The following is a 23919-nucleotide window of genomic DNA, read 5'->3' as shown; positions in this document are numbered from 1 at the left end:
CCTGTGAATCGGTCAGGGATCTGGACGTCAAGCGGGCAGGGCGTCACCTGCGTCCGAACAGTCCTCCCAGCACGCCGCCGATCAGTCCACCGGGACCGCCCCCACTGTGCTGATGGTGCGCACCCGCGCGACGGCGGGCCGAACGGTCGTCATCGGATTTATCGCTGCCGCTGAAGCTGGCATGCGCCGCCGAGGCGGACTCGGTCAGTAGCGCCTGATGTTGCAGCGGGTTCAGGAAGCCAGTCCTGGGATAGCCGCGTGCCGCCTGCCAGCGCGTGATGACGGCGCGGGTCGACACGTCGAACCGTCCGTTGACCTTGGTGTCGAAACCGAGACCGGTCAGCCGGCGCTGCACGTCGCGACGCTTTCCCTTGTTGAGGCCGATCTGATCTTCGGTTTCCTGAGTTGCCTCACCGGCAACGATCGCCGGATCGATGGATGCGATCAGTTCGCGGTCGGTCGTGCTCGGACCGGCTGCGGCAGCATTTGCACCGAGGAGAATTCCCAAGAAAATTCCCAAGACTGATAACGCGAGGATGAAGACGCGCAATGGCATATCCTTCGCTGATCTTGAGTCTCGCAATGATTTCGCGTTGAACACCTGTATCGGTTCAAATGCGCCGCTGTGACACTCGAATTTCGGGTGGTGTCTAAATCAAAGGTCAACTCCGGGTTCCGTCGCTGGCAACTGTTACAGGAGGCACTTGTTCCTTGGCGGGCGTAGCTTGTTACACGGAATTGCGTCGGGACTGCCCGACCGGCGCATCTCGGCACGTTGGGATGCGCACAGGCGGTCATCCGTTCTGGCGCACATTTCGGACCCACGTCGACATCGCGGCACTTCCGGAAAGAGTCCAACAGCGGATGCTCGGGATTTGGGCTGCCGCCAAGTCGCGCCTGCTTGCGAGAGTTCGCGGTCAATTTCGTCCGCCGGTTGCACGGATGGTCGATCTGGTATAGTTTCGTGTTAATTCGAGCTTTTGCTTTTTTACCTGTGACTTTTTACTTACCGGATATCGGTAATGATTTACCAGAACGTCGACAGAATTGCTGTCGGTATGCGTTTCAGGATGAGCAAGCTTGGTGCCGTTCGATGCCCGGAGCTTGCTGACCGGAGCGGCATCGTCATTGACGTGAGCCGTCGTACCACGGGCCTCACCGTGCTGTTCGATGGCGCCCGAAGACCAACTTGCCTGCACAGAGATTTCATATCGCCCATCTCGGATGGGGAGGTCGCCGCACCTTCCATCGCTTCAGACGAATGAGGGTCCGTGAAGTTTTCAAAACCGCGCGAATGGTCTAGGCACGACGCGCAGCGATTGACGGCTCTTGCGCGTCAGAAAACCTGCGCCGGAGACATCGCCCGGGAGCTTGATCGCCATGTCACTTCAGTAAGAAAGAAGGCACGCGAACTCGGCTTGCTACTCCCGAAGCGGGCCGTCGTCTCGCAAGTACGTGGGAAGTGAAATCATTCAATGTGGCGCATCGCGCGCCACCGCCGGGATGATGGCATCATGCCCCTGTCTTTCCCGACGGGTCAAACGATTTCGAAAAAACAGCAGTCCCTGCACCGGGCCATCAAGCCATTGATATCGCTGTCCCCGGCTACTGTGCATGGGGTTGTTTTTCGACTTCTTGTTGTGCGGCCTGCAAGAGCCGGCCCTAGTGTCCGCCGAGATAGGCCGTGATCAGCCGGGGATCATGGATGAGATCCTTGGCGGGGCCTGACTGCACCACCTCGCCGGTCTCGAGAACGTAGCCGTAGTCGGCCGTCTCCAGCGCGGCGCGCGCGTTCTGCTCGACCAGCAGGATCGACACGCCGAGGTCGCGCAGCGACGCGATGGTGCGGAAGATCTCGCGCACGATCAGCGGCGCAAGGCCGAGGCTGGGCTCGTCCAGCATGAGAAGCTTCGGCTTGGCCATCAGTGCACGGCCGAGCGCGAGCATCTGGCGCTCGCCGCCGGAGAGTGTGCCGGCGGCCTGGCGCTGCCGCTCCTTCAGCCGGGGGAAGCGATCATAGACTTCGTCCAGCGTCTTCTGGACGCCCGAGCGGTCGCGCAGGCTGTACGAGCCGAGGAGCAGATTGTCGGCGACCGACATGTCGGAGAACAGCTCGCGCTTTTCCGGGACGAGGCACAGCCGGCGCTCGACGCGGTCCTCGACGGACATCCTCCCGATATCGTTGCCCTGAAACACCAGGCGGCCGCGCGATGCGAGCAGCCCGATGGCGGCCATCAGCAGCGTGGTCTTGCCGGCGCCATTCGGGCCGATGACGGTGACGATCTGCCCTTCCTCGACCGACAGCGAGACGTTGCGGACCGCTTCGACATTGTCGTAGCAGACGGTCACGTCGGTCATCGAAAACATCTCGCTCACGCGACGCCTCCAAGATAGGCCTCTTGAACCCGCTCGTCGCTGCGGATCGCCGCTGGAGCGCCTTCGCAGAGCTTTGAGCCGAAATCGAGCACCACGATGCGGTCGACCAGCGACATCACGAACTCCATGTCGTGTTCGACGATCAGGATGGTCAGGTGGTCCGACCGCAGCGACCTGAGCAGCTCCGCAAGCCGCAGCTTCTCCTGGCGGCGAAGGCCGGCCGCCGGCTCGTCCAGCACCAGCAGCGCCGGGTCCGCGGCGAGCGCACGGGCGATCTCCAGGATGCGCTGATTGCCGAGCGGCAGATTGCCCGCGAGCTCGAACGGCTTTTCGCCGAGCCCGACGCGCTCGAGCTGCATCAGGGCCTCGTGCCGCGCGCTGGCCTCCTCGCGCTGGTTGAGGCGGAAGGCGCTGGCGAACAGGCCGGTGCTGGTGCGGGCGTAGGTGCCGAGCATCACGTTTTCGAGCAGGCTCATGCGCGGCCGCAGCTTCACATGCTGGAAGGTCCGCGCGATCCCGGCCTTGGCGATGCGGGATTGCGCGTCGCGCGTGATGGGGCGTCCCGCAAAGACGATCTCGCCCTTGTTGACCCGGAGCGCGCCGGTCAGGCAGTTGAACATCGTGCTCTTGCCGGCGCCGTTCGGGCCGATGACGGCGAGGATCTCGCCGGACCGCACCTCGAAGCTGACATTGTTGACGGCGACGAGGCCGCCGAACCGCCGCTCGGCGCCATCGACCTTCAGAAGCAGTTCGCCCGGGGTCGGCTGCGCGCGGCGGGGCAGGGGCGGCGCCGGCAGCGGCCGATCGCGCCGGACCTTCGGCAGAAAGCGCGCAACGAACGGCACGATGCCCTGCCGCGCCCATTGCAGGAACAGGATGAACAATGCGGAGAAGGCGACGATCTCGAGCTGACCGGAAGCGCCCTTGGCGATCAGCGGCAGATAGTCTTGCACGCTGTTCTTGAGCAGGGTGACGACGGCGGCACCGACGACGCCGCCGAGAAGGCTGCCGGCGCCGCCGACCATCGACATCATCAGATATTCGATGCCCATGCCGGCATCGAACGGGCCGGGGCTGATGAACCGGCTCATATGGGCGTAGAGCCACCCTGAGAGCGAAGCCAGGAAGGCCGCGATCACGAAGGTCACGAGCTTGATCTGGAAGGCGTTGATGCCGAGACTCTCGACCAGCGTATTGCCACCGCGGAGCGCGCGCATGGCGCGGGCGAGCCGGGAGTCCAGCAAATTATATCCGAGCAGCAGGACGGCGGCGACGATGCCCCAGATCAGGAAATAGATCTGCGCGCTCGAGACCAGCGCGATCGATCCGATGCTGATCGGCGGGATCGACGAGATGCCGTTGAAGCGGCCGAGCCCCTCGACATTGCCGAACAGGAAGCCGATCGCGAGGCCCCATGCGACGGTCGAGAGCGAGAGGAAATGGCCCTGAAGCCGCAAGGTGACGACGCCGAGGATGGACGCCACCGAGCAGGTCAGCGCCACGCCGAACAGGAGGCCGAGCCACGGGGAGTACCCGTTCAGCGCGGAGACCCAGGCCGTTGCATAGGCCGCGACGCCGACGAACGCGGCCTGTCCGAACGACACGATGCCGCCGACACCGGTGAGCAGGGCAAGGCCAATGGCGACCAGCGAATAGATGCCGATGTAGTTCATCAGCGTGATGCTGAATGGACTGAGCACGAAGGGGGCTACCGCCAGACACACCAGCGCCGCCATTGCCGCAAGCTGAATTTGGAAGCGCGTCATTCCTCGATCTCCTCCTCGGAATGCAGCGAGGCGAGCGATCGCCAGATCAGGATCGGGATCAGAAGCGAGAACACGATGACGTCCTTCAGCGCGCTGCTCTCGAAGGATGCGAAGCTTTCGAGAATGCCGACGCCGACGGCGCCGATCGCCGCGCCGGGATAGCTGGTCATGCCCCCGACGATGGCGCCGACGAAGGCCTTGAGGCCGATCAGGAAGCCGGAATCGTAGAAAACCGTGTTGACCGGTGCGATCAGGATGCCCGATACGCCGGCCATCAGCGAGCCCAGCAGATAGGCGATCGTGCCGGCGCGGGCTGGCCGTATTCCCATCAGGCGGGAGCCGGTCCGGTTCACGGCGGTGGCGCGCAGCGATTTTCCGACCAGCGTGAAGTCGAAGAAGAGGAATAGCAGGCCACTGAAGACGAGGGCTGCGATCACGATCAGCATGGTCTGGCCCGAGACCAGCACGCCGGCGAACTCGGCCGACAACGACGTCAGCGGTTCGGTTCTGACGCCTTCAGGTCCGAAGAACAGCAGCCCCAGGCCCACTAGCGCGAAATGCAGCGCGACTGAGACCGTCAGGAGCAACAACACCGTTCCGTCCGCGATGGGGCGGAAGACGATCCGATCCAGCAGCGGAGCGATCGGCGTGATCAGCATCAAGGCAAGCACGAGCCTGACGGCGAGCGGAGGATCGGCGCGCATCGTCAGCCAGGCGAGGCCAACCACGGCCACCGGAAGCGCGAGGTAGAACAAGAGCGCGCGCGGCAGCAGCCGGGTTTCGCCGGCGCGTACCAGCGAGATGATCTCGATCAGGGTCGCAAGGCAGGCCAGGATGACCACCAGCGCCCCCGTACCCGGAAAGCGCTTCGCATCGAGGGCCGCCAGCGTCAGCGCGGTGAACGCGGCGATGTCGCCGAAGGGAATGAAGATGACCCTGGTCACCGTGAAGATGAGGACGGTCCCGATCGCCACCAGCGCATAGACTGCGCCGGTGGCGATCCCGTCGATCGCAAGAATGGCTGCGATGTCACTCGTCATTGAGACGTCGTTCCCCCGTTCTGACTGTCTGCCGCCTTCCGACTACGGCGCGTACTTCCAGGCACCGCCGGTCAGCCGCACCACGACGAGCGCGCGTTCGTCGACGCCGGTAACCGCACCGGGCTTGAAGTTGTAGACGGCATGCACGCCCGGCAGCTCCTTGGTGCTGAGGATCGCGTCCCGCAGCGCCGAGCGGAATTCCGCCGTTCCGGGCTTGGCGATCTTGAGCGCGCGCTCGGCGGCGTTGGCGAAGATCAGCCAGGCGTCGAAGGAGTAGGCGGAGAAGCCGTCCGTGGTCGGGATGTTATGGGTCTTCTGGTAGACGCTGCGGAAATCCAGCGCGATCTTCTTGGCAAAGTGCTCGTCGGGAAGCTGCTCGGCGACGATCACGGGACCCGCGGAGACCTGAATGCCGTCGGCCGCCTTGCCGCCGACGTTGACGAAGTCCGGATTGACCAGCGCGACGGTACCGTAGGTGTTTCCCTTGAAGCCGCGTTCGGCGAGGCTGAGCAGAGGCAGCGCGCCCTGGGTGCCCGAGCCGCCGTCCAGCACGGCGTCCGGCCGCGCCGCAAGCACCTTCAGGGTTTGCGCGGTGACCGAGGTGTCGGTGCGGGCATAGCGCTCGTTGGTCTGGACCTTGATGTCGCCGGCGGCTTCGGCGGCCTTGGCGCCGTTGTAGACGAGGTCGCCCCACGCGTCGGAGAAGCCGATATAGCCGATGTTCTTCATGCCGTCGCGCTTCATGCGGTCGGCGACGATCTTGACGAGGAGTGAAGCCGGCTGCGGCACCGACACCACCCACTGCTCCGGCGTATCAGGCAATTTGGCGATCGGCGAGACCGCGATCATCGGCACCTTCAGCTCGCTCGCCACGGCCGCCATGGCGATGGTCGAGGGGGCCGTCGCGGTGCCGATCAGGAGGTCGACTTTCTCTTCCTCCACCAGCTTGCGCGCATTGCGGGTCGCGGCCGACGGGTCGGAGCCGTCGTCGAGCTGGATCAGGCGAATGGTCTCGCCGTTGATGGTCTTCTTGTATTCATAGGCGGCGTTGATGCCCCGCCCATAGGGGATTCCGATCGACGAGCCGTTGCCGCTGAGCGAGGTGACGAAGCCGATCGTGATGTCGGCCTGCGCAGCCGGGGCTGCGAAGACGCCGGCGACAAGTGCAAGTAGGCTCAGAGTCTTGCGCATTTGCGTTCTCCTCCGTTGATGCTGGATAGGAATGCCTTGATGCCGCCGCGCGGGGAGCCCGAACGACGAACGAACCGATTGAAAGCATTGCTGCAGCGCCAAATTCCGGGCGCGGCCGAAGAGAGTTTGCTCGGGCGGGCGTCAGCAGCCATGGCCCTGGTTGCCGTTCGAACAACGAGCCCATCGGCGAATGCGGGCGGGCTTTTTCTGAAGCAATGAAAGGTCGTTGGCCCTGCCGCGATGCGCGACCGGCGGTGCTGCTGCTGCCGGCTGTTCGAGCACGGCGACTGTCCACACGATCGAGTCTCTCAAAATCGGTGCCCTGCAACATCATTGTCATGGCCACCGGTCCTTGACCGGCGAGGAATTACTTAAAGCCTAAAGTATTATCGGTAGGGCCGTCAACACGTGTCACGGTGCTGTCAGAAAAAAATGTCGTTGCATACAATTTCGCCAGAGCGCGGCGCTTCTTTGCCATTCGATTGGACGAAAAGGCCGTGCCTGCCTTGCCGTAGCGGTGGCCGTCGCCGGCGCCGCGGCGTGCATTTGACGCGCGAATTAGTTTATGATTGAAATATATTCATCGGCAGCCGACGACCGATCCTCCGATCACCGCTTGAGGAGAAGGACGATGCGCATCTTCTGGCAGAGCTTCGTTGATGCGAGCGTGAACGCGCCCTACATGGCGCGGCTGTCGGAGTACCTCAACAACATCGCCGCATCCGGCACGACAGTTCATGTCGAGGGCATTACGCCGCCGGACCGCGAGTTCGGGCGGCTTGCGGAATTGCGCTGTGCCGTCCAGGCGATCGACAATGGCATCGCGGCCGAGGAGGGCGGGTTCGACGCCTTCGTCATGGGGCACTTCCAGGATCCGGGTCTCTACGAGCTGCGCTCGACGCTCGACATTCCCGTGATCGGGACCGGCGAGGCGACGTTGCTGGCGGCCTCGCAGCTCGGCCGGCGATTAGGCCTTGTGACGCTCGATCCTGTCTTCGAGGTCTGGCATTACGAGCAGGCCGAGCGCTATGGTCTCGGCGATCGCGTGGTCCACGTGACGGGCCTTGGCTGCAAGCCGGCGGATTTCGCCGATGCGTTCGCCGGAGATCAGGCCGCGCAAGCCCGCATGATCGCGGATTTTGTCGCCTGCGCACGTCCGCTGGTCGAGCGCGGCGCCGACGTCGTGATCCCCGCCGGTGTGCTGCCGGGCCTCCTGATCGGCAGGGAGCATGGCCTGAAGGTCGGCCACGCGCCCGTGGTCAACTGCGCGGCCGTGGCCCTGAAGAGTGCGGAGATGTGGGTGCAGCTCCGGAAGCTCAATGGCACCGAGCCCAGCCGCGGGCCGAGCTTCAAGCGGGCCAGCGCACAGGCGCGCGACGATTTTCGCGCACTTCTCGCCCGCAACAGCCGCCAGTCCCGGTGAACCAGCCTTGGAGAACCAGCCATGATGACTCCCGAAAAGATCCTGTACGAGACCGAGGTGACAGCGACCGGAGGTCGGGATGGCAAGGCCGCCAGCACTGACGATCGGCTGTCGGTCTTGCTGTCCGTGCCGAAATCGCTGGGCGGCCCCGGCGGCGAGGGCACCAATCCCGAGCAGCTCTTTGCGGCCGGCTATGCCGCGTGCTTTCTCGGTGCGGTCAAGCTGGTCGCGCGCACCCGCAAGGTCGCGCCATCCGCCGAGCCCTCGGTGACCGCGAAGGTTGCAATGGGGCCGGTCCCCGTCGGATATGCGCTCGCCGTTGAACTGAAAGTCAACCTGCCGGGTGTCGAGAAATCTGTGGCCGAAGAGGTCGTCGCCGGCGCGCACGAGCGTTGCCCCTATTCGAACGCAACCCGCGGCAATATTGCCGTGAAACTGACGGTGGTCTCAGGCGGATGAACGAGGCGGGCGCTCGGTGACCAATTCCTTACGCACACCGTACGACGGCGTCGTGATTGCGGCTCCCGTCACGATTCCCTATGTGCGCTACTCCATCGAAAGCGCGCAGTGGTGGATCGGCCGTGCGCTCAGCGCGCTCTTCGCGCAGGCCGGCATCAAAGCCTCCGACATCGACGGTCTGTGCGTCTCCAGCTTCACCATGGGGACTGACAGCGGGATCGGATTGACGCAGCACTTCGGGCTCTGCGTGCGATGGCTGGATACGATCCCGCTCGGCGGCGCCAGCGCGGTCGCGGGATTGCGAAAGGCGGCGCGCGCGGTTCAGGCCCATGACGCCGACATCGTGGCGTGCGTGGCGGGTGACACCAACCACGTCGATTCCTTCCGGCTGACGCTCGAGAATTTCTCGCGCTTCAACCAGGATGCCGTCTATCCCTATGGCGCGGGCGGCGCCAATGCGAGCTTCGCGCTGATCGCGCGCAACTATATGCGCACCTTCGGCGTCACGCGGGAGGATGTCGGCAGGATCGCGGTCGCCCAGCGCGCCAATGCGCTGCGCAACCCGCACGCATTGATGAAGGCACCGTTGACGCTCGAACAGTATCTCGCGGCCCGGCCGATCTCCGATCCGATCCACCTGTTCGACTGCGTGATGCCCTGCGCCGGCGCGGAAGCGTTCCTCGTCATGCGCGAAGATACCGCGGCATCGCTGGGGCTGCCTGCGGCGCGACTGCTGTCGACGATCGAGCGGCACAATGCCTTCGCCGACGATCCGATGCAGGTGCGCGGCGGCTGGGCGATGGACATCGGCGAACTCTATGCGATGGCCGGCGTGAAGCCTGATGATCTCGATGTCGTGCAGACCTATGACGACTATCCCGTCATCACGATGATGCAGTTCGAGGATCTCGGCTTCTGCAAGAAGGGGGAGGGGGCCGAGTTCGTGCGCCAGCACGATCTCACCATCGATGGCGACTTTCCGCACAACACCTCGGGCGGACAACTCTCGGCCGGGCAGGCCGGCGCGGCCGGCGCCTATCTCGGCCTCGTCGAAGGGCTGCGGCAGGTTCTGGGGACTGCAGGCTCCACCCAGGTCAGGAATGCGAACCTCGCCTTGGCCTCGGGGTTCGGTATGATCAATTACGACCGCGGTCTCGCCTCGGGCGCCGCGATCTTTGCAGGGCCGTCGCGATGATAGAGCCGATCAAGCCGCCCCGGCGCAAGAACCCGCTGCTGCGGACGCGGCTGCCTGCTTCGCCACCGCGACCGCGCAGCAGGACGTCGCATGGGTTCACGCGGGCAGCCGCCGAAGGCCGCTTCATGCTGCAGCAGTGTGATGCCTGCGGTGCCTTCGCCTATCCCGCGCGGGAGGCTTGTCCGTCTTGCCTGTCGGCCAACCTCGCGTTCGCCGATGCGCCACGACGAGGCGTCCTTCTCGCGGAAACGACGGCACGCGTGCCGAGCGACGTCTATTTCCGCGAACGGGCGCCCTGGCGCATCGGCCTCGTCAAGATGGACTGCGGTCCGACGATCGTCGCACATCTCCATGCCGACGCCGCGGAGGGCGCGCCCGTCCGCATGTCGTTTCAACTCGACAAGAGCGGCCAGGCGGTGGCTTTTGCCCATCCCGAGGGGGAGACTCCCAACATGGCAGACGACAAGCAGTGGCGGGAAATGACGGCCGATCCGAAATTCCGGCGCGTGCTCGTGACCAACGGCCGCAGCGTGATCGGCCAGGAAGCCGTCGCCGCATTGAAGGCGGCAGGCGCCAAGACGGTCTTCGTCGGTGTTGCCGAACCATGGCGGCCTTTCGCCGGCGAGAATCTGCTGCGCGGTCAGGACGGGATCGAAATCGTGACCCTTGATGCGGCCGACGAGAAATCCGCAGCTGATCTCGCCGCCGACATCGGCGGCAAGGTCGATATCCTCGTCAACACGACGGAATATGTGCGGCCGGGCGGCCTGCTCGACCGCAGGGGCACGAGCATCGCACGGGACGAGATCGACCAGGCCTATCTCGGCTTCATCAACCTCGCGCAGGCCTTTGGCCCCGGCATGCGGATGCGGGGAGCCGATGGCATCAATAACAGCGCCGCGTGGGTCAACATTCTCTCGGTCTATGCGCTGGCGAACTGGCCTGCCTTTGGCGCCTACTCTGCCTCGCAAGCGGCGTGCCTGTCGCTCTCGCACTGCCTTCGTGCCGAGCTCAGGCCCGGCGGCGTCAAGGTGATGAATCTGTTCACCGGGCCTGTCGACACCGAATGGTTTCAGACCGTGCCGCCGCCGAAGGTCGCGCCGCGCGCCATCGCGCAGGCGATCGTATCGGGGCTGAGAGGCGGGCTCGAGGAGATGTATGTCGGAGATGTCGCCGAAGAGATACGGCAACGTCTCGCGGCCAATCCGAAAGCGCTCGAGCGCGAGCTCGACAGGTGACATCGAGATTTCAACCAAGCCGGAGGACGTGACGATGCAAAGCAACAATCTCCTGGAGCTGGCGGGTGCGATTTCTTCCGGCGCGGTGCGCGTCGTCGATCTGACTTTCACGCTCAGTCCGGACTTTCCGGTCATCGTGCTGCCGCCGGAGTTCGGCCAGGCGGCGCCGGTCCGCATCCAGGAAATCTCGCGATACGACGGTCGCGGCCCGGCCTGGTATTGGAACAATGTCACGTTCGGCGAGCACACCGGCACGCATTTCGACGCGCCGATTCACTGGTTCACCGGCAAGAGCCTGCCGAACAATGCCGTCGACACGATGCCGGCCAAGGACATGATCGCGCCGGCCTGCGTCATCGACTGCTCCGCGCAGGCGGCGCAGGATCCCGATTTCCTGCTGACCGTCCCGCTCGTGGAAGCCTGGGAAGCCAAGCACGGCCGGATCCCCGAGCGGAACTGGGCGCTGCTGCGGACCGACTGGTCGAAGAAGGGTTGGCGCGACTATTCCAATCTCAGGGATGACGGCGCGCACACGCCGGGCCCGAACCCTGATGTCATGAAGTGGCTGGTGGAGGAGCGCGGCGTCATCGGATTTGGCACCGAGACCATCGGCACGGATGCAGGGCAGGCCGGCCATTTCGAGCCGCCTTATCCGGCGCATCACTTCCTGCACGGCGCGGGTCGCTACGGCCTGCAATGCCTGTGCAACCTGGATCAGCTTCCGGCCACCGGGGCTGTCATCGTCGCCTCGCCGCTGAAGATCCAGAACGGCTCCGGCAGTCCGCTTCGCGTCATCGCGCTGGTTTCGTCAACCTGAACTGAATCCATGGCGCTTGCCAATCGGAACAAGACATTCTCACGAAGGACAGGTGCCATGAACTTGATCAAGAGTCTGCTGGCCTCCACTGCGTTGCTTCTTGCCGTCCCGCACATTGCGCAAGCCGATATTCTCGTCGGCTTCGTCACCGGTCTCAGTGGGCCGGTGTCGTCGATTGGGATTCCGAACGCGAAGGGGATCGCGGCGGGCCAGGCCTATGTCGGTGAGATCGGCGGCGAGAAGGTGCGGGTCATCCAGCTCGATGACGGCTCCGATCCGACGTCGTCGGCGCGCAATGCCCGCAAACTCGTCGAGCAGGAAAAAGTCGATGTCCTCATTGGCACGTCCGGTGCGCCCCAGACGCTCGCAATGGCGACTGCGGCTATCGAGATGAAGATTCCGATGATCGCGGTGTCCCCGATCGCGCCGGTGCCGCCGGGCGAGGGCGGTCCCTGGGTCGTGCAGACGCCGCAACCGACGCCGCTGCTGTTGCAGGGCATCGTCGACAACATGAAGGCGAAGGGATTGAAGAGCGTCGCCTTCATCGGCTTCTCCGACGCGTTAGGTGACCTCTTCTACGATTCCCTGGTGCTGGCCGCCAAGTCGGCGGACATCAAGGTGATCGCCAATGAGCGCTACGCGCGTTCGGACTCTTCGGTCACGGCCCAGGTGCTGCGCGCGATCGCCGCGCGTCCCGATGCGATCATGCTGGGTGGAACGGGAACGCCCGGTGCGCTGCCGGTCATCGCGCTGTCCGAGCGCGGCTACAAGGGGCCGCTCTACGGCAATCACGGCATGATCAGTGCCGATTTCCTCCGTCTTGCCGGCAAGGCCGCCAACGGCATCATCTGTCCGACCGGACCGGTGACCGCGGCGGAGCAGCTTCCCGCCAGCAATCCGATTCAGAAGGTTGCGCTGGATTTCCGTGCGGCCTTCGAGAAGGCCAACGGCGAGGCGCCGACGGATTCATTCTCGTCCTATTCCTTCGACGGCTGGCTGGTGTTCGCCGATGCCGCCAAGCGTGCGATGGCAACCGGCGCCAAGCCCGGCTCGCCGGAATTTCGGACCGCGCTTCGTCAGGCGCTGTTCACGACCAAGGAGGTCGTGGGGACGCAGGGCGTCTACACCTATACGCCAGCGGATCGGCATGGCGTCGACGATCGCTCGCGCATCCTGGTCCAGATCGAGGACGGCAAATACAAGCTGTTGCCCTGAGGCGGAAGCATGATCGTGACGGAAAACGAGGCGCCGGCGAACGCCGGCGCAGCGGCCGGACAGGAGAACGTGACGCCGGCCTGGGTGCGCGCGGTGACGTCGTTTCCACCGTCGGAGCGGATCCTTTCCACCATCCTCACGCGGCAGGCGGAACGCTATGGCGATCGCGTCCTGCTGGTCGCGGGCGAGACGCGCTGGACCTTTGCACAGACTTCGGCGATCGCCGCCGCGGCGGCCCAGGCGCTCGTCGATGCGGGGATCAAGCCGGGCGATCGGGTCGCGCTGATGTGTTCGAACCGCCCGGAGTTTTTGCAGGTCTACCTCGGCTGTGCGTGGCTCGGGGCTATCGCGGTTCCGATCAATACCGCGCTCCGCGGCTTCCAGCTCTCCCACATCTTCCGCAACTCGCGTCCTGCGCTCCTTGTCGTCGAGGCTCAGTTCGTTACCGCGATCGAGACTGTCGAGGCGGGTGTCGAGCTGCCGCCTCGGACCTGGATCGTCGGAGCTGCCGGCGGGGCGGTCGATGCCGGGCTTTCCGCGCTACCATTGCCGGCCCTCGGGGCCGCGGCCCCGGCGGGCGCCGTGCGCCCCGGCGACACCGTTGCGATCCTCTACACATCCGGCACCACGGGGCCCGCAAAGGGTGTGTGTTGTCCGCAGGCGCAACTGTTCTGGTGGGGCATCTATTCGGCGCGGGCGCTCGGCATCCGCGAGGGCGATGTGCTGTTCACGACGCTGCCGCTGTTCCACACCAACGCGCTGAATGCGTTCTATCAGGCGCTCCTGAACGGATGCACCTATGTGCTGGAGCCGAAGTTCTCCGCCTCCGGCTTCTGGGCCGCCGCGCAACGGCACAATGCGACGGTCGGCTATCTGCTCGGTGCGATGGCATCGATGCTTCTGGCGCAGCCGAAGAATGCGAACGATTCGGCGCATCGTCTTCGCGTTGCGCTTGGCGGCGGTGTGCCGCCGCAAATCCACGGTCAGTTCCTGGACCGGTTTGGCGTGCCGCTGGTCGACGGCTACGGCTCGACCGAGACCAATTTCGTGTTTGCAGGAACGATCCCATCCGATCGTCCAGGGACGATGGGCTATCTCGCCGACGGGATCGAGGCGCGGATCGTCGACGAAAATGATTCAGCGCTTGCTGACGGACAGGCCGGGGAGCTGCTGCTTCGCGCAAAAGAGCCCTTTGCTTTCGCCACCGGCTATTTCGGCATGCCGGAGAAAACGGTCGAGGCGTGGCGAAATCTGTGGTTTCACTCGGGCGATCGGGTCGTCCGGGATGCTGACGGACACTATCGCTTCATTGACCGCATGAAGGATTCGATCCGCAGGCGTGGCGAGAACGTATCTTCGTGGGAGGTCGAGCAGACCATCCAGTCCCATCCCGCGGTCGCCGCTTGCGCGATCTACCCGCTGCCGTCGGAATTGGGAGAGGACGAGGTTGCGGCTGCGATCCTGCTGGAGCCGGGCCAATCGCTGGAGCCCGTCGACATCGTCGGGCATTGCGAAGGGCAGATCGCCTATTTCGCCATCCCGCGCTATGTGCGCATTCTGAGCCAGATGCCGCTGACGGAGAACGGCAAGATCAAGAAGGGCGTGCTGCGTGACGCCGGCGTCACCACGGACACATGGGATCGCGAGGCGGCCGGAGTGAGGTTGCGACGCTGACCGTCGCGTCCGCTCAGGGTTTTTGCAGCGCGTCCCTGACGGCGCCCTTGAGGTCGTCGAGCTCGCCGATCAATCCGTCGAACCGGTCCGCCGGGAAATCCGCCAGCAGCTCGGCGAGCCATGCGCCGTGGCTCTTGGCCATTCGCCTGAAGGTCTTGCGGCCTTCGACCGTCATACAGACGATCTGCACGCGGCGGTCGAGGTTCGACGCTGTGCGGGTGATGTATCCATCCGCGACCAGGCGGTCCACGATCGGCGTGAGGTTCCCGGCCGAGACCATCAGGCGCTTGGGCAGCTCTCCCAGCACGAGTCCGCTCGGCTCGCGGTCGAGCTGGGCGAGAACATCGAAGCGGGGCATGGTAAAATCGAACTCTTCACGGAACCGGCGCCGCAGCTCCCCCTCGATCAGGGTCGTGCAGGCGAGCAGCCGGAGCCAGACTCGCGTTTGAGCCCTGTACTCGGCCTCCTGATCCGCTCCATTCCTGGCTGAAACAGGCGTGGACTCCTTCGCGAGCGCCAATCGAATCTCCCGGGCTTGGTGGCCTGATGAAAGCTGGTGCAGCTCTCGTGGATGCCCGCAAGATAGTTCGTGCCAAAAGTAAATTCAAGGCTGAGCCCGGGTGCCTCGGAATTGGCTCTGCCGTGTCCACTTTGCATTGTATCTCAAGATCGGCGCGGTGGCGCCGGGCGCGTCGCCCAGGCTCCTTGCAGAACCCACCTTGACAAGGCCCATGCCGACAAAATACTTTATGCTTAAAATAATTCGAGCGAGAGCTCAGGCACACGGCGCGGCGCGCGAAAGCGAGGGATCATGCGCATAGTCTGTATCGGCGGCGGCCCGGCGGGTCTCTATCTGGGCCTGCTGATGAAGCGCCGGCATCCGGATCACGTCGTCACGGTCGTCGAGCGCAACAAGCCCTACGATACGTTCGGCTGGGGAGTCGTGTTCTCCGATGCCATGATGACCGCGATGCGCCTTGCCGACCCCGAGAGCGCGACCGAGATCGAGGACGCCTTCAATCACTGGGACGATATCGAGCTCGTCTTCAAGGGCACGCGCCAGCGCACGACCGGCCATGGCTTCATCGGTATCGGGCGCAAGCATCTGCTCAATATTCTTCAGAGGCGCTGCGAGGCGCTGGGTGTCGAGCTCGTCTTCGAGCGCGACGTCGAGTCCGATCTCGAATTTCCCGAGGCCGACCTGATCGTCGCCTGCGACGGCGTCAATTCCAGAATCCGCGCGCGCTATGCCGAGCAATTCCAGCCCGACATGGTGATCCGGCCGAACCGCTACATCTGGCTCGGCACCAAGAAGGCGTTCGACGCCTTCACGTTCGATTTTCAGAGGACCGAGCACGGCTGGTTCCAGGCGCACATCTACAAGTTTGACGCGGAGACCTCGACCTTCATCGTCGAGACCACGGAAGAAGCCTACAATGCCCACGGGCTTGGCGAGCTCGATCAGCAGGCCTCGATCGATTTCTGCGAAAAGATCTTCGCCGAGACGCTCGATGGCGCGAAGCTCCTGACCAACGCCCGCCATCTGCGCGGCTCGGCCTGGCTCAATTTCAGCCGCCTGATCTGCGGCAAATGGAGCGTGTTCAACGGCAAGTCTCATGTCGTGCTGATGGGAGACGCCGCGCACACCGCGCATTTCGCGATCGGGTCGGGTACCAAGCTCGCGCTCGACGACGCCATCGAGCTCGCCAATCAGTTCGATCGCCACGGTCACGGCCGCGCCGGCATCGAAACCGTGCTGGAAGCGTATGAGGAGGTGCGCCGCGTCGACGTGGCGCGCATCCAGAACGCGGCGCGCAACGCCATGGAATGGTTTGAGGTGGTCGGCCGGCGCTATGCCGATACGCTCGAGCCGCCGCAATTCTTCTATTCGATGCTGACGCGCTCCCAGCGCATCAGCCACGAAAACCTTCGTTTGCGCGACCGCACCTGGCTGGAAGGTTTTGAGCGCTGGTTCGCCGCGCGCTCGGGCATCGCTGTCAAGGACGGCGAGCGGGTGCTGCCGCCGATGCTGACGCCGCACCGCGTGCGCGGCCTTTCGCTCGCGAACCGCATCATGGTGTCGCCAATGGCGATGTATTCGGCTGAGGACGGGCTCATCAACGACTTCCACATCGCCCATCTCGGCGCGCGCGCCATGGGTGGCGCTGCGCTGATCTTTGCCGAGATGACCTGCGTTTCGCCGGATGCGCGGATCACGCCGGGTTGCCTCGGGCTCTGGAACGATGCGCAAGAGGCGCAGTGGCGCCGACTGGTTGGCCTGATCCACAGCCTGGGACACGCCAAGGTCGGAATCCAGCTCGGCCATGCCGGGCGCAAGGGCGCGACCAGAGTGCCATGGGAAGGGATCGATCAACCCCTTGAATCCGGTGAATGGCCTCTGATCTCCGCGTCGGCGTTGCCGTATCTGCCCCACAGCCAGTTGCCGCGCGCTATGGACCGCAGCGACATGGACCGCGTGCGCGACGATTTCGTCGCGGCGACACATCGTGCGGCGTCGGCCGGCGTCGAGTGGCTCGAGCTCCATTGCGCCCACGGCTATCTGCTGTCGAGCTTCCTGTCGCCGCTGACCAACCGGCGCATGGATGAATACGGCGGCAGCCACGAGAACCGTGCGCGCTTTCCGCTCGAGGTGTTCAAGGCGATGCGCGCGGCGTGGCCGTCCGATCGGCCGATGTCGGTGCGCCTGTCCTGCCATGACTGGACCGAAGGCGGCAACACTCCGGCCGATGCGGCGATCTTCGCCGCGATGTTCAAGGAGGCGGGGGCGGACGTGATCGATTGTTCGTCGGGGCAGGTCTGGAAGGAGGAGCGGCCGATCTATGGACGCCTGTTCCAGACGCCGTTCGCCGACCTGATCCGCAACGAAGTCGGCATCGAGACCATTGCAGTCGGCGCGATCTCCGAGGCCGATCACGCCAACTCGATCCTCGCGGCCGGCCGCGCCGACCTCTGCGCCATTGCGCGGCCGCATCTGGCCGACCCGGCCTGGACGCTGCACGAAGCCGCGCGCATCGGCATCACGTCGGTCAATTGGCCGAAGCAGTATCTGTCCGCCAAGGGGCAATACGAAAGCAATCTGGCGCGCGCCGCGGCAGCTAGCGCGCAGTGAGCGGAGGAGGGATCAGATGAGCGCCGTGGCAAAGGTCATCAAGCGCGACTGGCTGGACTGGCCGTTTTTCGAACCGCGCCATCACACGATCGGCGAGCGGCTCGACCACTTCGTGCAGTCGGGTGCGCTCGACACAATCGATCACGGCGATGTCGACGGCGCCTGCCGCAAGCTCGTGCGCGCGATGGGCGAGGCGGGGGTGCTCGATTGCGCGGTCGCGGCGCCCGACGGCGATGCGACGACGATCGATTCCCGCTCGATCTGCCTGTCGCGCGAGTCGCTCGCCTATGCCGACGGCCTTGCCGATTTCGCCTTCGCCATGCAGGGGCTCGGCTCCGGTGCGATCGCGCTCGGCGGTTCGGCCGAGCTGCGCAAGGCCGTGCTGCCGAAGGTTCGCTCCGGCGAATGGCTTGCGGCCTTCGCGCTGTCCGAGAAGGAGGCGGGATCGGATGTCGCGGCGATGTCCTGCGCGGCGCGCGCCGACGGCGACGACTACGTCATCGACGGCGAGAAGACCTGGATCTCCAACGGCGGCATTGCCGACGTCTACACGCTGTTCGCCCGAACGGGCGAGGCGCCGGGCGCCCGCGGCATCTCGGCTTTCGTCGTCTTTCCCGATGATCCTGGTTTCGGTATCGCCGACCGCATCGACGTCATCGCGCCGCATCCGCTGGCGACGTTGCGCTTTGCCAATTGCCGGATCCCGGCGAGCCGTCGCCTCGGCGCGCCGGGCGGCGGGTTCAAGCTGGCGATGCAGACGCTGGACATTTTTCGCGCGTCGGTCGCGGCCGCTGCCCTCGGCTTCGCTCGGCGGGCGCTCGACGAGGCGCTGTCGCACGCGCGCAGCCGACGCATGTTCGGCGCGACGCTGGGAGATCTCCAATTGACCCAGGCCGCGCTCGGCGACATGGCAACCGACACCGACGCTGCCGCGCTCCTGACCTATCGCGCAGCCTGGCGCCGCGATGTCCAGAAGCTTCCGACGACGCGCGAAGCGGCCATGGCGAAGCTGACGGCGACCGAGACCGCGCAGCGCGTCATCGACCGCGCGGTTCAGATGTTCGGCGGACGCGGCGTGCGCAAAGGTGAGGTGGTCGAAAGCCTCTACCGCGAAATCCGGGCGTTGCGCATCTACGAGGGCGCGACCGAGGTTCAGAAACTGATTGTGGCGCGTGATTTACTGAAATCGCGCTGAGACGATAGAGAGAAGCCGATGAGTGTGACGAGACAGCCGGGCGCAGCGGCGCCCGACATGGCGAACGGTTTGCAGGTGCTCCAGCCAGGTGGCTGGCCGCAGCCAAAGGGATATGCGAACGGCATGATGGCCGACGGGCGCTTCGTCGTGACCGGCGGCGTCGTCGGCTGGGACGTTTCAGGCCGGTTTGGCGATGGATTTGTTGCGCAGGTCCGCCAGGCGCTCGAGAACGTCGTCGCGATCCTGGCCGAAGGCGGCGCAAGGCCGGATCATCTGGTTCGTCTGACCTGGTATGTCGTGGACATGGACGAATACGTCTCCAATCTCAAGGCGCTCGGCAAAGCCTATCGCGAGGTGATCGGCACCCACTATCCGAGCATGGCGCTCGTTCAGGTCGTGCGTCTTGTCGAGCCGTCAGCGCGCGTCGAGATTGAAGCGACGGCTGTCGTTCCGCGCTGAAGGATTGCGGCCTACAGGGCTGGTTCGACGTGGGCCCGGATCGCATTTCGCGGGATATCGATCCAGCCATGCTCGCGGGCCTTGGCTACCATCTCGGCATATTGCCGATCCCAGCTTGCATCGTTGGGGCGGCCCTCCAGGGTGGGGACCAGATCAATCGAGACGAGCGCATCGCGATCATCAAGAAGCGTGATCCCGGTCCGGGCCAGCACTTCCGGCGATGCGCCGGCATGCAACACCAGCTTGAACTTGCGAAAGTCGAGCGGTTCGTCCAGTCGGACGCTGCCGCCGGCGAAGCATTCGATGATCACGGTGCCGCTCCTTTGATTCTGGCGCGCCGGGACGCGATGGTACCGGCCTCGGCAGGCCTGAAGTCCATTTAACCCTGCGGCAACGCGCGCAGCGCGCCCTGAAAATTGACCAGGGGATTGCCGTTCCCACCGCGGGTGGCCACGATCCTGCCGATGAAGAGGCCGTGCGTGCCGACCATTTGATGATGGTGCAGCACGCATTCCAGCGCGCCGATCGCAGGCTCGAGCAATGGCACGTCAAGCACGCCTTGCTCCCACGGCGCCGTCGCGAAGCGGTCGATGCCCTTGGCGCCACCGGCGAAACGCAGCGCCAGATCTTCCTGCCCGCTGCCGAGGAGACTGATCCCGAAGCGGCCGTTGGCTAGGATGGCGGTGTGGGTTTCGGAGCTCGAATTGACGCCGACGAGCAGGCAGGGCGGGTCCATGCACAGCGAGGTCACGGAGCTGACCGTCAGCCCGCGCCGCGCCGTCTCTGTTCCCGTCGCCACGATTGCGACGCCGCTCGCGAGGTTACGCATGGCCAGCCGAAACTCCGCGGCTTCGACTGAGCGGAAATCGGTCATTTGAGACATCTGACATCCCATGACGTACCTCCGGGCTCGCTTCTCGCCGGTTGCGTTACGCCGAAACGGCTTCGCCTGCGACCTTGCCACGGCCGGATTTCAGCTCTTTCCGGATCGCGGGAATGATCCTGCTGCCCCATAGCTCGATCTGGCGCAGCATCGTGCGCTGGTCGAAATCGCCGAGCTGGGTCTGAAGCGCGATGTGGGTCGGTCTGAGAATGCTGATCTCTTCCAGCATGCGGTCGATCACCTGGTTGACGCTGCCGACGGGCAGGTTGTCCCGCATCGTCTCCAGGCTCATGTCGTTCGGCCCGGCCTCTTCCTTGATCAGATAGCCGTCGTCGCTCTGGGCGCGTCGGAACTTCAGGCTTTCGGAGAGCCGGCGCTGGAAGCGCGCATTGTCCAGATACGACTGGATCTCGCTGTCATTGTCGCTGGCATAGGCGCAGCGCAGGAAGCCGAAGCGCGTGCCGTCGATGGAGCGGCCTTCGTTGGCGGCGATCCCCTCGAGGCGTTCGCGCAGGGCCTTGATGGCATCGAGGCCGTTCAGCAGCGCAGTGACGAACAGATTGTGGTTGTCGCGAATGGCGCGGCCGAGCGTCTCGCCATGGCCGGACGTGACCCAAATCGGCGGCATCGGCTTCTGCACCGTGCGCACCGCGATGGCGGTCGGCGGCATCTTCAGGTGCTCGCCGGAATAGGAGAAGATGCGCTGCTGCATGCCCGCGTGGAGCACGTCGTAGAATTCCGCGAACAGCGCGTGTGAATGATCGAGGTCCACGCCGAAGCGGTCGAACTCGAACTTCTGGTAGCCCGAGCCGATGCCGAGATCGAGACGCCCGTTCGAGACGGTGTCGGCAAAGCCGATTTCGCCGAGCAGCCGCGCCGGGTGATACAGCGGCAACACGCAGACGGCAGAGCCGAGCCGGATGCGCTTGGTCAGGCCGGCGCAATGGGCGACCATCATCAGCGGCGAGGGGCACAGGCTGTAATTGTTGAAATGGTGCTCGGCATACCAGGCCGTATCGAAGCCGGCCTGCTCGGCGGCAACGGTCTGCTCGACGGCGTTGTTGATGACCTGCTGCGAGCTCTGATGATAGCCGCGTTGCTGCGCCAGAATGAATACGCCGAATTCCATCAGTTGCTTCCTCCACCTGATCGTGGTCGCTCTTGCGATCCGTTCTCAGCAAGCTACGGGCTTGAGCGTTTTCGAACAATTGACGTATTCTGAGCATGTCCTTTGCAGAATCTGAAAAGATCGATGAATCGCCTCCAGGCCATGGAACTGTTCGTCAGTGCCGTCCGTGAGGGCAGCTTTTCCGCGGCCGGGCGCCGTGTCGGGCTCTCCCCGGCGTCCGTGTCGCGCTACATCGGCGAGCTCGAGGCGAAGCTCGGCGTGCAGCTCCTGAACCGCAGCACGCGCCATCTCGGATTGACCGACGCCGGCAAGATCTTCTTCCAGCGGACCGAGCAGGTCCTGCACGGTATCGAGGACGCCGAAGCCGCAGCGCTTTCGTTGCAGACCGCGCCGCGCGGAACGCTACGGGTGCACTCGCGGACGCTGTTCGGCATCAGGGTGCTCTCGCCGCTGATCCCGGGCTTTCAGAAGCTCTATCCGGAACTGAAGGTGGAGCTGCGCCTGTCGGAGCGCCGTCCCCAGCTTCGCGAAGATGAATTCGACGTCGATTTCCAGATCCAGGCGGCGAAAGACCCAGGCCTCATGCAGCGAAGGCTGCTGCGGAGCGAGCGGATTCTCGTGGCCTCGCCGGACTACGTCGGCCGGATGCCGAAATTGCGCGAGCCGGAGGACATCACCCGCCACAATTGCCTGACCTACTGGATGGGCCCTGACGACGTCGTCTGGAAGTTCATGCGCAGGAACAGGCTGCGCGAGATTGTCGTGCCGTCGTCCTTCGGCAGCAACAATGGTGTGGTGCTGTGCGATCTCGCCGTTGCCGGCCACGGCATCGCCCTGTTGGACGACTATACCGTGGCGGAACAGCTGAAGAGCGGGCGCCTGGTCCGCCTGTTGCCGGGCTTCCGGGTGACGAACTCCACCTTCGACGAAGGAATCTACGCCACCTTCCTCCAGAGCAGCTATCTGCCGGAGAAGATCAGGGTCTTCGTGGACTACATGGCCGAGAACGTGCCAAGGCAGGTCAAGAGATCGGCGCAGTAGCGGAGGGGCCGCTCAGGCCGGGCCAAGCCGGTGCGCCGGCAGTCCGCGAACGCCAAGGCCTTCGACGGCGAACAAGCCGCCGGCATCCGGGCGGTCATCGCCGAGAGCGTGGCTGCGCGAGATCGATGTCACGTACAGAATATCGAGATCGGTTCCCCCGAACGTCACGCTGGTCGGATGGCGGATCGGCATGTCGATCGTCCGCACGATCGTCCCGTCAGGCGAAAACCGCGCGATCTTGCCGATGCGCACGAGGACCGACCAGATATACCCCTCCGCATCGATCGTCGCGCCATCGCAACCGGAGTCTTGCGCCTCCGTGTTGACGAAGACGCGTTTGTTCGCGAGGGGGCCATCCTGGCTGTAGTCATAGGCCCAGATGATCCGTCTTGCGCTGTCGGCGAGATAGAACGTCCGTCCGTCGGGGCTGAAGCACGGTCCGTTGCTCACGGCGAGGTCCGTCTCCAGCAGCTCCAGCGCGCCCGATGCGTCCAGGCGGTAGAGGCCGCCGAGCGGCGCCTCATCCGGGGCGCGGTCGCCGTGCATTGTGCCTGCCACGAACCGTCCATGGGGATCGGCCTTTCCGTCGTTCAGCCGCACCTTCGGGTGGTCGAGCCCGATCGACGGACCTTCGGTCAGCACGCGCATGTCGAAATCGTAGCGCGCAAATCCGTGGCGTAGTGCGAGCACAGCGCCGCCGTCGCGCCGCAGCGCCAGCGACCCGATCGGCGCGGGCGCGCTGAATTGCTCGGTCGCGCTGGTGACGGGGTCGAGGGCGCGGATCAATCCGGCCAGGGCGTCGATCCAGAAGAGGCGCTGTCGGCGCTCATCCCAGACGGGGCTCTCGCCGAGCTGGTCCTTCGTCGTGCCGATTCGCGTGATCCGGACCGCGCTCATGGTTCCTCGCGCAGGGATCGCCGGGCTTGACCGATCGGTCCGTGAAAACCTAGTTTCATTCTAAAGGCCCTCATGTTGGCGCCAGGCTGACGAACGGATTGCGGAGTTCATGACCGAACTGTCAACGATGAAGGATGGCGTTGCGAACCAGGCCGAGGCCTCGGACCGCGTGCTTCAGATCCTCGCCGAGGCCGGGCGGCTGTTCGCCAGCAAGGGATTTGAGGGGACTTCGATGCGCGACATCGCGCTCGCCTGTGGCATCTCCAAGTCGCTCCTCTACCATCATTTCTCCAACAAGGACGAGATCTACGCGCGGGTGGCGGTCGGCTCGACGCTCGAACTCTACCTTTTCGTGCGCGACCGCATTCCCGACGGGCCGCCGTCGCAGAAGATTCGTGCTTTCATGGTCGCCACGGCGGAATACTTCCGGCGCTATCGCTGGGCCTGGATCGCCTCCACGACCGCCTTCTGGAACGATCCCGACCGACGGCGGCACAAGGAGAGGCTGACGCGCCGCGACCGTTTCGAGAACTTTCTGCGCGGCCTGATCCAGGAAGCCATCGACGCCGGCGAAATCCGCAAGGTCGACGTTCCCATGACCGGGCGGCTGATCCTCTCCTCGCTCAATTGGATGCATCGCTGGTACAATCCCAACAAATCCGCAACCCCGGAACAGATCGCGGAGATCTTCTTCGACATGCTGTTCAACGGGCTGCGGAGCGGGGAGTTGATCGAGCTTCCCGGCGCCGAGCCGCCTCGCGCCGGCCGGCGAAAATCACGCTGACCGGTGG

23 protein-coding genes are annotated in these 23919 nt (G+C 64.7%); 13 read left to right on the top strand and 10 right to left on the bottom strand.

All coding sequences use genetic code 11. From position 1 onward, the window contains the following. Positions 1-43: 43 nt before the first annotated feature. Positions 44-550: a peptidoglycan-binding domain-containing protein gene (locus tag EI171_RS30885; RefSeq protein ID WP_060913021.1), complete on the bottom strand. Its 507-nt coding sequence runs from the start codon at positions 548-550 to the stop codon at positions 44-46. Positions 551-1022: 472 nt separating this feature from the next. On the opposite strand from EI171_RS30885, the gene EI171_RS30880 reads away from it, so the two are divergent. Then, positions 1023-1265 carry a hypothetical protein gene (locus EI171_RS30880; protein WP_060911382.1) on the top strand — a complete coding sequence of 81 codons (243 nt, stop codon included), beginning with the start codon at positions 1023-1025 and terminating at the stop codon, positions 1263-1265. Positions 1266-1662: 397 nt separating this feature from the next. On the opposite strand, the gene EI171_RS30875 is transcribed toward EI171_RS30880, so the two are convergent. From EI171_RS30875 to EI171_RS30860, 4 genes are read right to left on the bottom strand one after another with little or no spacing between them, the layout of a single operon-like run. Beyond that, positions 1663-2376 carry an ABC transporter ATP-binding protein gene (locus tag EI171_RS30875; RefSeq protein WP_011086207.1) on the bottom strand — a complete coding sequence of 238 codons (714 nt, stop codon included), beginning with the start codon at positions 2374-2376 and terminating at the stop codon, positions 1663-1665. Beyond that, a complete protein-coding gene (locus EI171_RS30870; protein ID WP_161535552.1) occupies positions 2373-4142 on the bottom strand; it encodes an ATP-binding cassette domain-containing protein in 1770 nt (589 codons plus the stop codon). Before EI171_RS30870 ends, EI171_RS30875 begins: the two co-directional genes overlap by 4 nt. Continuing rightward, the gene (locus tag EI171_RS30865) at positions 4139-5182 is read right to left on the bottom strand and encodes a branched-chain amino acid ABC transporter permease (RefSeq protein WP_161535551.1); all 1044 of its coding nucleotides are present in this window, start codon (positions 5180-5182) and stop codon (positions 4139-4141) included. Before EI171_RS30865 ends, EI171_RS30870 begins: the two co-directional genes overlap by 4 nt. Positions 5183-5224: 42 nt before the next feature. Next, complete coding sequence (locus tag EI171_RS30860; RefSeq protein WP_161535550.1) at positions 5225-6373, bottom strand: ABC transporter substrate-binding protein; 1149 nt, start codon at positions 6371-6373, stop codon at positions 5225-5227. Positions 6374-7004: 631 nt separating this feature from the next. Here EI171_RS30860 and EI171_RS30855 point away from each other — a divergent pair. The 7 genes from EI171_RS30855 to EI171_RS30825 are packed head-to-tail and all read left to right on the top strand — an operon-like array spanning position 7005 to position 14394. After that, positions 7005-7796: an aspartate/glutamate racemase family protein gene (locus EI171_RS30855; protein WP_060911387.1), complete on the top strand. Its 792-nt coding sequence runs from the start codon at positions 7005-7007 to the stop codon at positions 7794-7796. Positions 7797-7817: 21 nt separating this feature from the next. After that, the gene (locus EI171_RS30850) at positions 7818-8255 is read left to right on the top strand and encodes an organic hydroperoxide resistance protein (protein ID WP_060911388.1); all 438 of its coding nucleotides are present in this window, start codon (positions 7818-7820) and stop codon (positions 8253-8255) included. Between the two features lie 16 nt (positions 8256-8271). Next, positions 8272-9450 carry a thiolase family protein gene (locus tag EI171_RS30845; RefSeq protein WP_060911389.1) on the top strand — a complete coding sequence of 393 codons (1179 nt, stop codon included), beginning with the start codon at positions 8272-8274 and terminating at the stop codon, positions 9448-9450. Continuing rightward, entirely contained in the window at positions 9447-10688 is a 1242-nt protein-coding gene (locus EI171_RS30840) for an SDR family NAD(P)-dependent oxidoreductase (protein WP_161535549.1), read from the top strand. The genes EI171_RS30845 and EI171_RS30840 overlap by 4 nt, the downstream gene beginning before the upstream one ends. A gap of 34 nt (positions 10689-10722) precedes the next feature. Further along, positions 10723-11505 carry a cyclase family protein gene (locus EI171_RS30835; protein ID WP_161535548.1) on the top strand — a complete coding sequence of 261 codons (783 nt, stop codon included), beginning with the start codon at positions 10723-10725 and terminating at the stop codon, positions 11503-11505. Positions 11506-11562: 57 nt separating this feature from the next. Next, positions 11563-12720, top strand: coding sequence for an ABC transporter substrate-binding protein (locus tag EI171_RS30830; RefSeq protein WP_161535547.1), 1158 nt, complete (start codon positions 11563-11565; stop codon positions 12718-12720). A gap of 9 nt (positions 12721-12729) precedes the next feature. Further along, positions 12730-14394 (top strand): ATP-dependent acyl-CoA ligase, encoded by a 1665-nt coding sequence (locus tag EI171_RS30825; protein ID WP_246740306.1) that lies wholly within the window; start codon positions 12730-12732, stop codon positions 14392-14394. A gap of 13 nt (positions 14395-14407) precedes the next feature. Here EI171_RS30825 and EI171_RS30820 read toward each other — a convergent pair whose 3' ends face one another. After that, complete coding sequence (locus EI171_RS30820; protein WP_011086218.1) at positions 14408-14914, bottom strand: MarR family winged helix-turn-helix transcriptional regulator; 507 nt, start codon at positions 14912-14914, stop codon at positions 14408-14410. A 291-nt stretch (positions 14915-15205) separates the two neighbouring features. Between EI171_RS30820 and EI171_RS30815 the strand changes: the two genes are divergently transcribed. The 3 genes from EI171_RS30815 to EI171_RS30805 are packed head-to-tail and all read left to right on the top strand — an operon-like array spanning position 15206 to position 19178. Beyond that, positions 15206-17524, top strand: coding sequence for a bifunctional salicylyl-CoA 5-hydroxylase/oxidoreductase (locus EI171_RS30815; protein ID WP_161535546.1), 2319 nt, complete (start codon positions 15206-15208; stop codon positions 17522-17524). A gap of 16 nt (positions 17525-17540) precedes the next feature. Continuing rightward, positions 17541-18719, top strand: coding sequence for an acyl-CoA dehydrogenase family protein (locus EI171_RS30810; protein WP_161535545.1), 1179 nt, complete (start codon positions 17541-17543; stop codon positions 18717-18719). Between the two features lie 18 nt (positions 18720-18737). Then, on the top strand, positions 18738-19178 hold the full coding sequence (locus EI171_RS30805; RefSeq protein WP_161535544.1) for a RidA family protein: 441 nt from the start codon (positions 18738-18740) through the stop codon (positions 19176-19178). A gap of 11 nt (positions 19179-19189) precedes the next feature. Here EI171_RS30805 and EI171_RS30800 read toward each other — a convergent pair whose 3' ends face one another. From EI171_RS30800 to EI171_RS30790, 3 genes are all read right to left on the bottom strand, one after another. Next, complete coding sequence (locus tag EI171_RS30800) at positions 19190-19489, bottom strand: hypothetical protein (RefSeq protein WP_060913022.1); 300 nt, start codon at positions 19487-19489, stop codon at positions 19190-19192. A gap of 68 nt (positions 19490-19557) precedes the next feature. Then, positions 19558-20052, bottom strand: a complete 495-nt coding sequence (locus EI171_RS30795) for a flavin reductase family protein (protein WP_060911395.1) — start codon at positions 20050-20052, stop codon at positions 19558-19560. Positions 20053-20107: 55 nt separating this feature from the next. Then, complete coding sequence (locus EI171_RS30790; RefSeq protein WP_161535543.1) at positions 20108-21190, bottom strand: LLM class flavin-dependent oxidoreductase; 1083 nt, start codon at positions 21188-21190, stop codon at positions 20108-20110. Positions 21191-21313: 123 nt separating this feature from the next. On the opposite strand from EI171_RS30790, the gene EI171_RS30785 reads away from it, so the two are divergent. Continuing rightward, entirely contained in the window at positions 21314-22231 is a 918-nt protein-coding gene (locus tag EI171_RS30785) for a LysR family transcriptional regulator (RefSeq protein WP_161535542.1), read from the top strand. A gap of 12 nt (positions 22232-22243) precedes the next feature. Here the strand turns inward: EI171_RS30785 and EI171_RS30780 are convergent, their stop codons facing one another. Continuing rightward, positions 22244-23128: an SMP-30/gluconolactonase/LRE family protein gene (locus tag EI171_RS30780; RefSeq protein ID WP_161535541.1), complete on the bottom strand. Its 885-nt coding sequence runs from the start codon at positions 23126-23128 to the stop codon at positions 22244-22246. A gap of 109 nt (positions 23129-23237) precedes the next feature. On the opposite strand from EI171_RS30780, the gene EI171_RS30775 reads away from it, so the two are divergent. Next, positions 23238-23912 (top strand): TetR/AcrR family transcriptional regulator, encoded by a 675-nt coding sequence (locus EI171_RS30775; protein ID WP_011086227.1) that lies wholly within the window; start codon positions 23238-23240, stop codon positions 23910-23912. The last annotated feature ends 7 nt before the right edge of the window (positions 23913-23919 follow it).

It is taken from the genome of Bradyrhizobium sp. LCT2, assembly GCF_009931255.1.
In the GTDB taxonomy this organism is placed as follows: Bacteria; Pseudomonadota; Alphaproteobacteria; order Rhizobiales; family Xanthobacteraceae; genus Bradyrhizobium; species Bradyrhizobium diazoefficiens.
The sequence above is the reverse complement of the archived record's forward strand: the minus strand, read 5'-3'. Positions and strand labels throughout refer to the sequence as shown.

Bases quoted from the DNA above. Each gene is read 5' to 3' on its own strand.
- EI171_RS30815 (WP_161535546.1), top strand. From the start codon at position 15,206: ATGCGCATAGTCTGTATCGGCGGCGGCCCGGCGGGTCTCTATCTGGGC.
- EI171_RS30790 (WP_161535543.1), bottom strand. From the start codon at position 21,190: ATGGAATTCGGCGTATTCATTCTGGCGCAGCAACGCGGCTATCATCAG.
- EI171_RS30795 (WP_060911395.1), bottom strand. From the start codon at position 20,052: ATGACCGATTTCCGCTCAGTCGAAGCCGCGGAGTTTCGGCTGGCCATG.
- EI171_RS30830 (WP_161535547.1), top strand. From the start codon at position 11,563: ATGAACTTGATCAAGAGTCTGCTGGCCTCCACTGCGTTGCTTCTTGCC.
- EI171_RS30850 (WP_060911388.1), top strand. From the start codon at position 7,818: ATGATGACTCCCGAAAAGATCCTGTACGAGACCGAGGTGACAGCGACC.
- EI171_RS30775 (WP_011086227.1), top strand. From the start codon at position 23,238: ATGACCGAACTGTCAACGATGAAGGATGGCGTTGCGAACCAGGCCGAG.
- EI171_RS30835 (WP_161535548.1), top strand. From the start codon at position 10,723: ATGCAAAGCAACAATCTCCTGGAGCTGGCGGGTGCGATTTCTTCCGGC.
- EI171_RS30805 (WP_161535544.1), top strand. From the start codon at position 18,738: ATGAGTGTGACGAGACAGCCGGGCGCAGCGGCGCCCGACATGGCGAAC.
- EI171_RS30810 (WP_161535545.1), top strand. From the start codon at position 17,541: ATGAGCGCCGTGGCAAAGGTCATCAAGCGCGACTGGCTGGACTGGCCG.
- EI171_RS30860 (WP_161535550.1), bottom strand. From the start codon at position 6,373: ATGCGCAAGACTCTGAGCCTACTTGCACTTGTCGCCGGCGTCTTCGCA.
- EI171_RS30870 (WP_161535552.1), bottom strand. From the start codon at position 4,142: ATGACGCGCTTCCAAATTCAGCTTGCGGCAATGGCGGCGCTGGTGTGT.
- EI171_RS30840 (WP_161535549.1), top strand. From the start codon at position 9,447: ATGATAGAGCCGATCAAGCCGCCCCGGCGCAAGAACCCGCTGCTGCGG.
- EI171_RS30785 (WP_161535542.1), top strand. From the start codon at position 21,314: ATGAATCGCCTCCAGGCCATGGAACTGTTCGTCAGTGCCGTCCGTGAG.
- EI171_RS30855 (WP_060911387.1), top strand. From the start codon at position 7,005: ATGCGCATCTTCTGGCAGAGCTTCGTTGATGCGAGCGTGAACGCGCCC.
- EI171_RS30780 (WP_161535541.1), bottom strand. From the start codon at position 23,128: ATGAGCGCGGTCCGGATCACGCGAATCGGCACGACGAAGGACCAGCTC.
- EI171_RS30880 (WP_060911382.1), top strand. From the start codon at position 1,023: ATGATTTACCAGAACGTCGACAGAATTGCTGTCGGTATGCGTTTCAGG.
- EI171_RS30865 (WP_161535551.1), bottom strand. From the start codon at position 5,182: ATGACGAGTGACATCGCAGCCATTCTTGCGATCGACGGGATCGCCACC.
- EI171_RS30825 (WP_246740306.1), top strand. From the start codon at position 12,730: ATGATCGTGACGGAAAACGAGGCGCCGGCGAACGCCGGCGCAGCGGCC.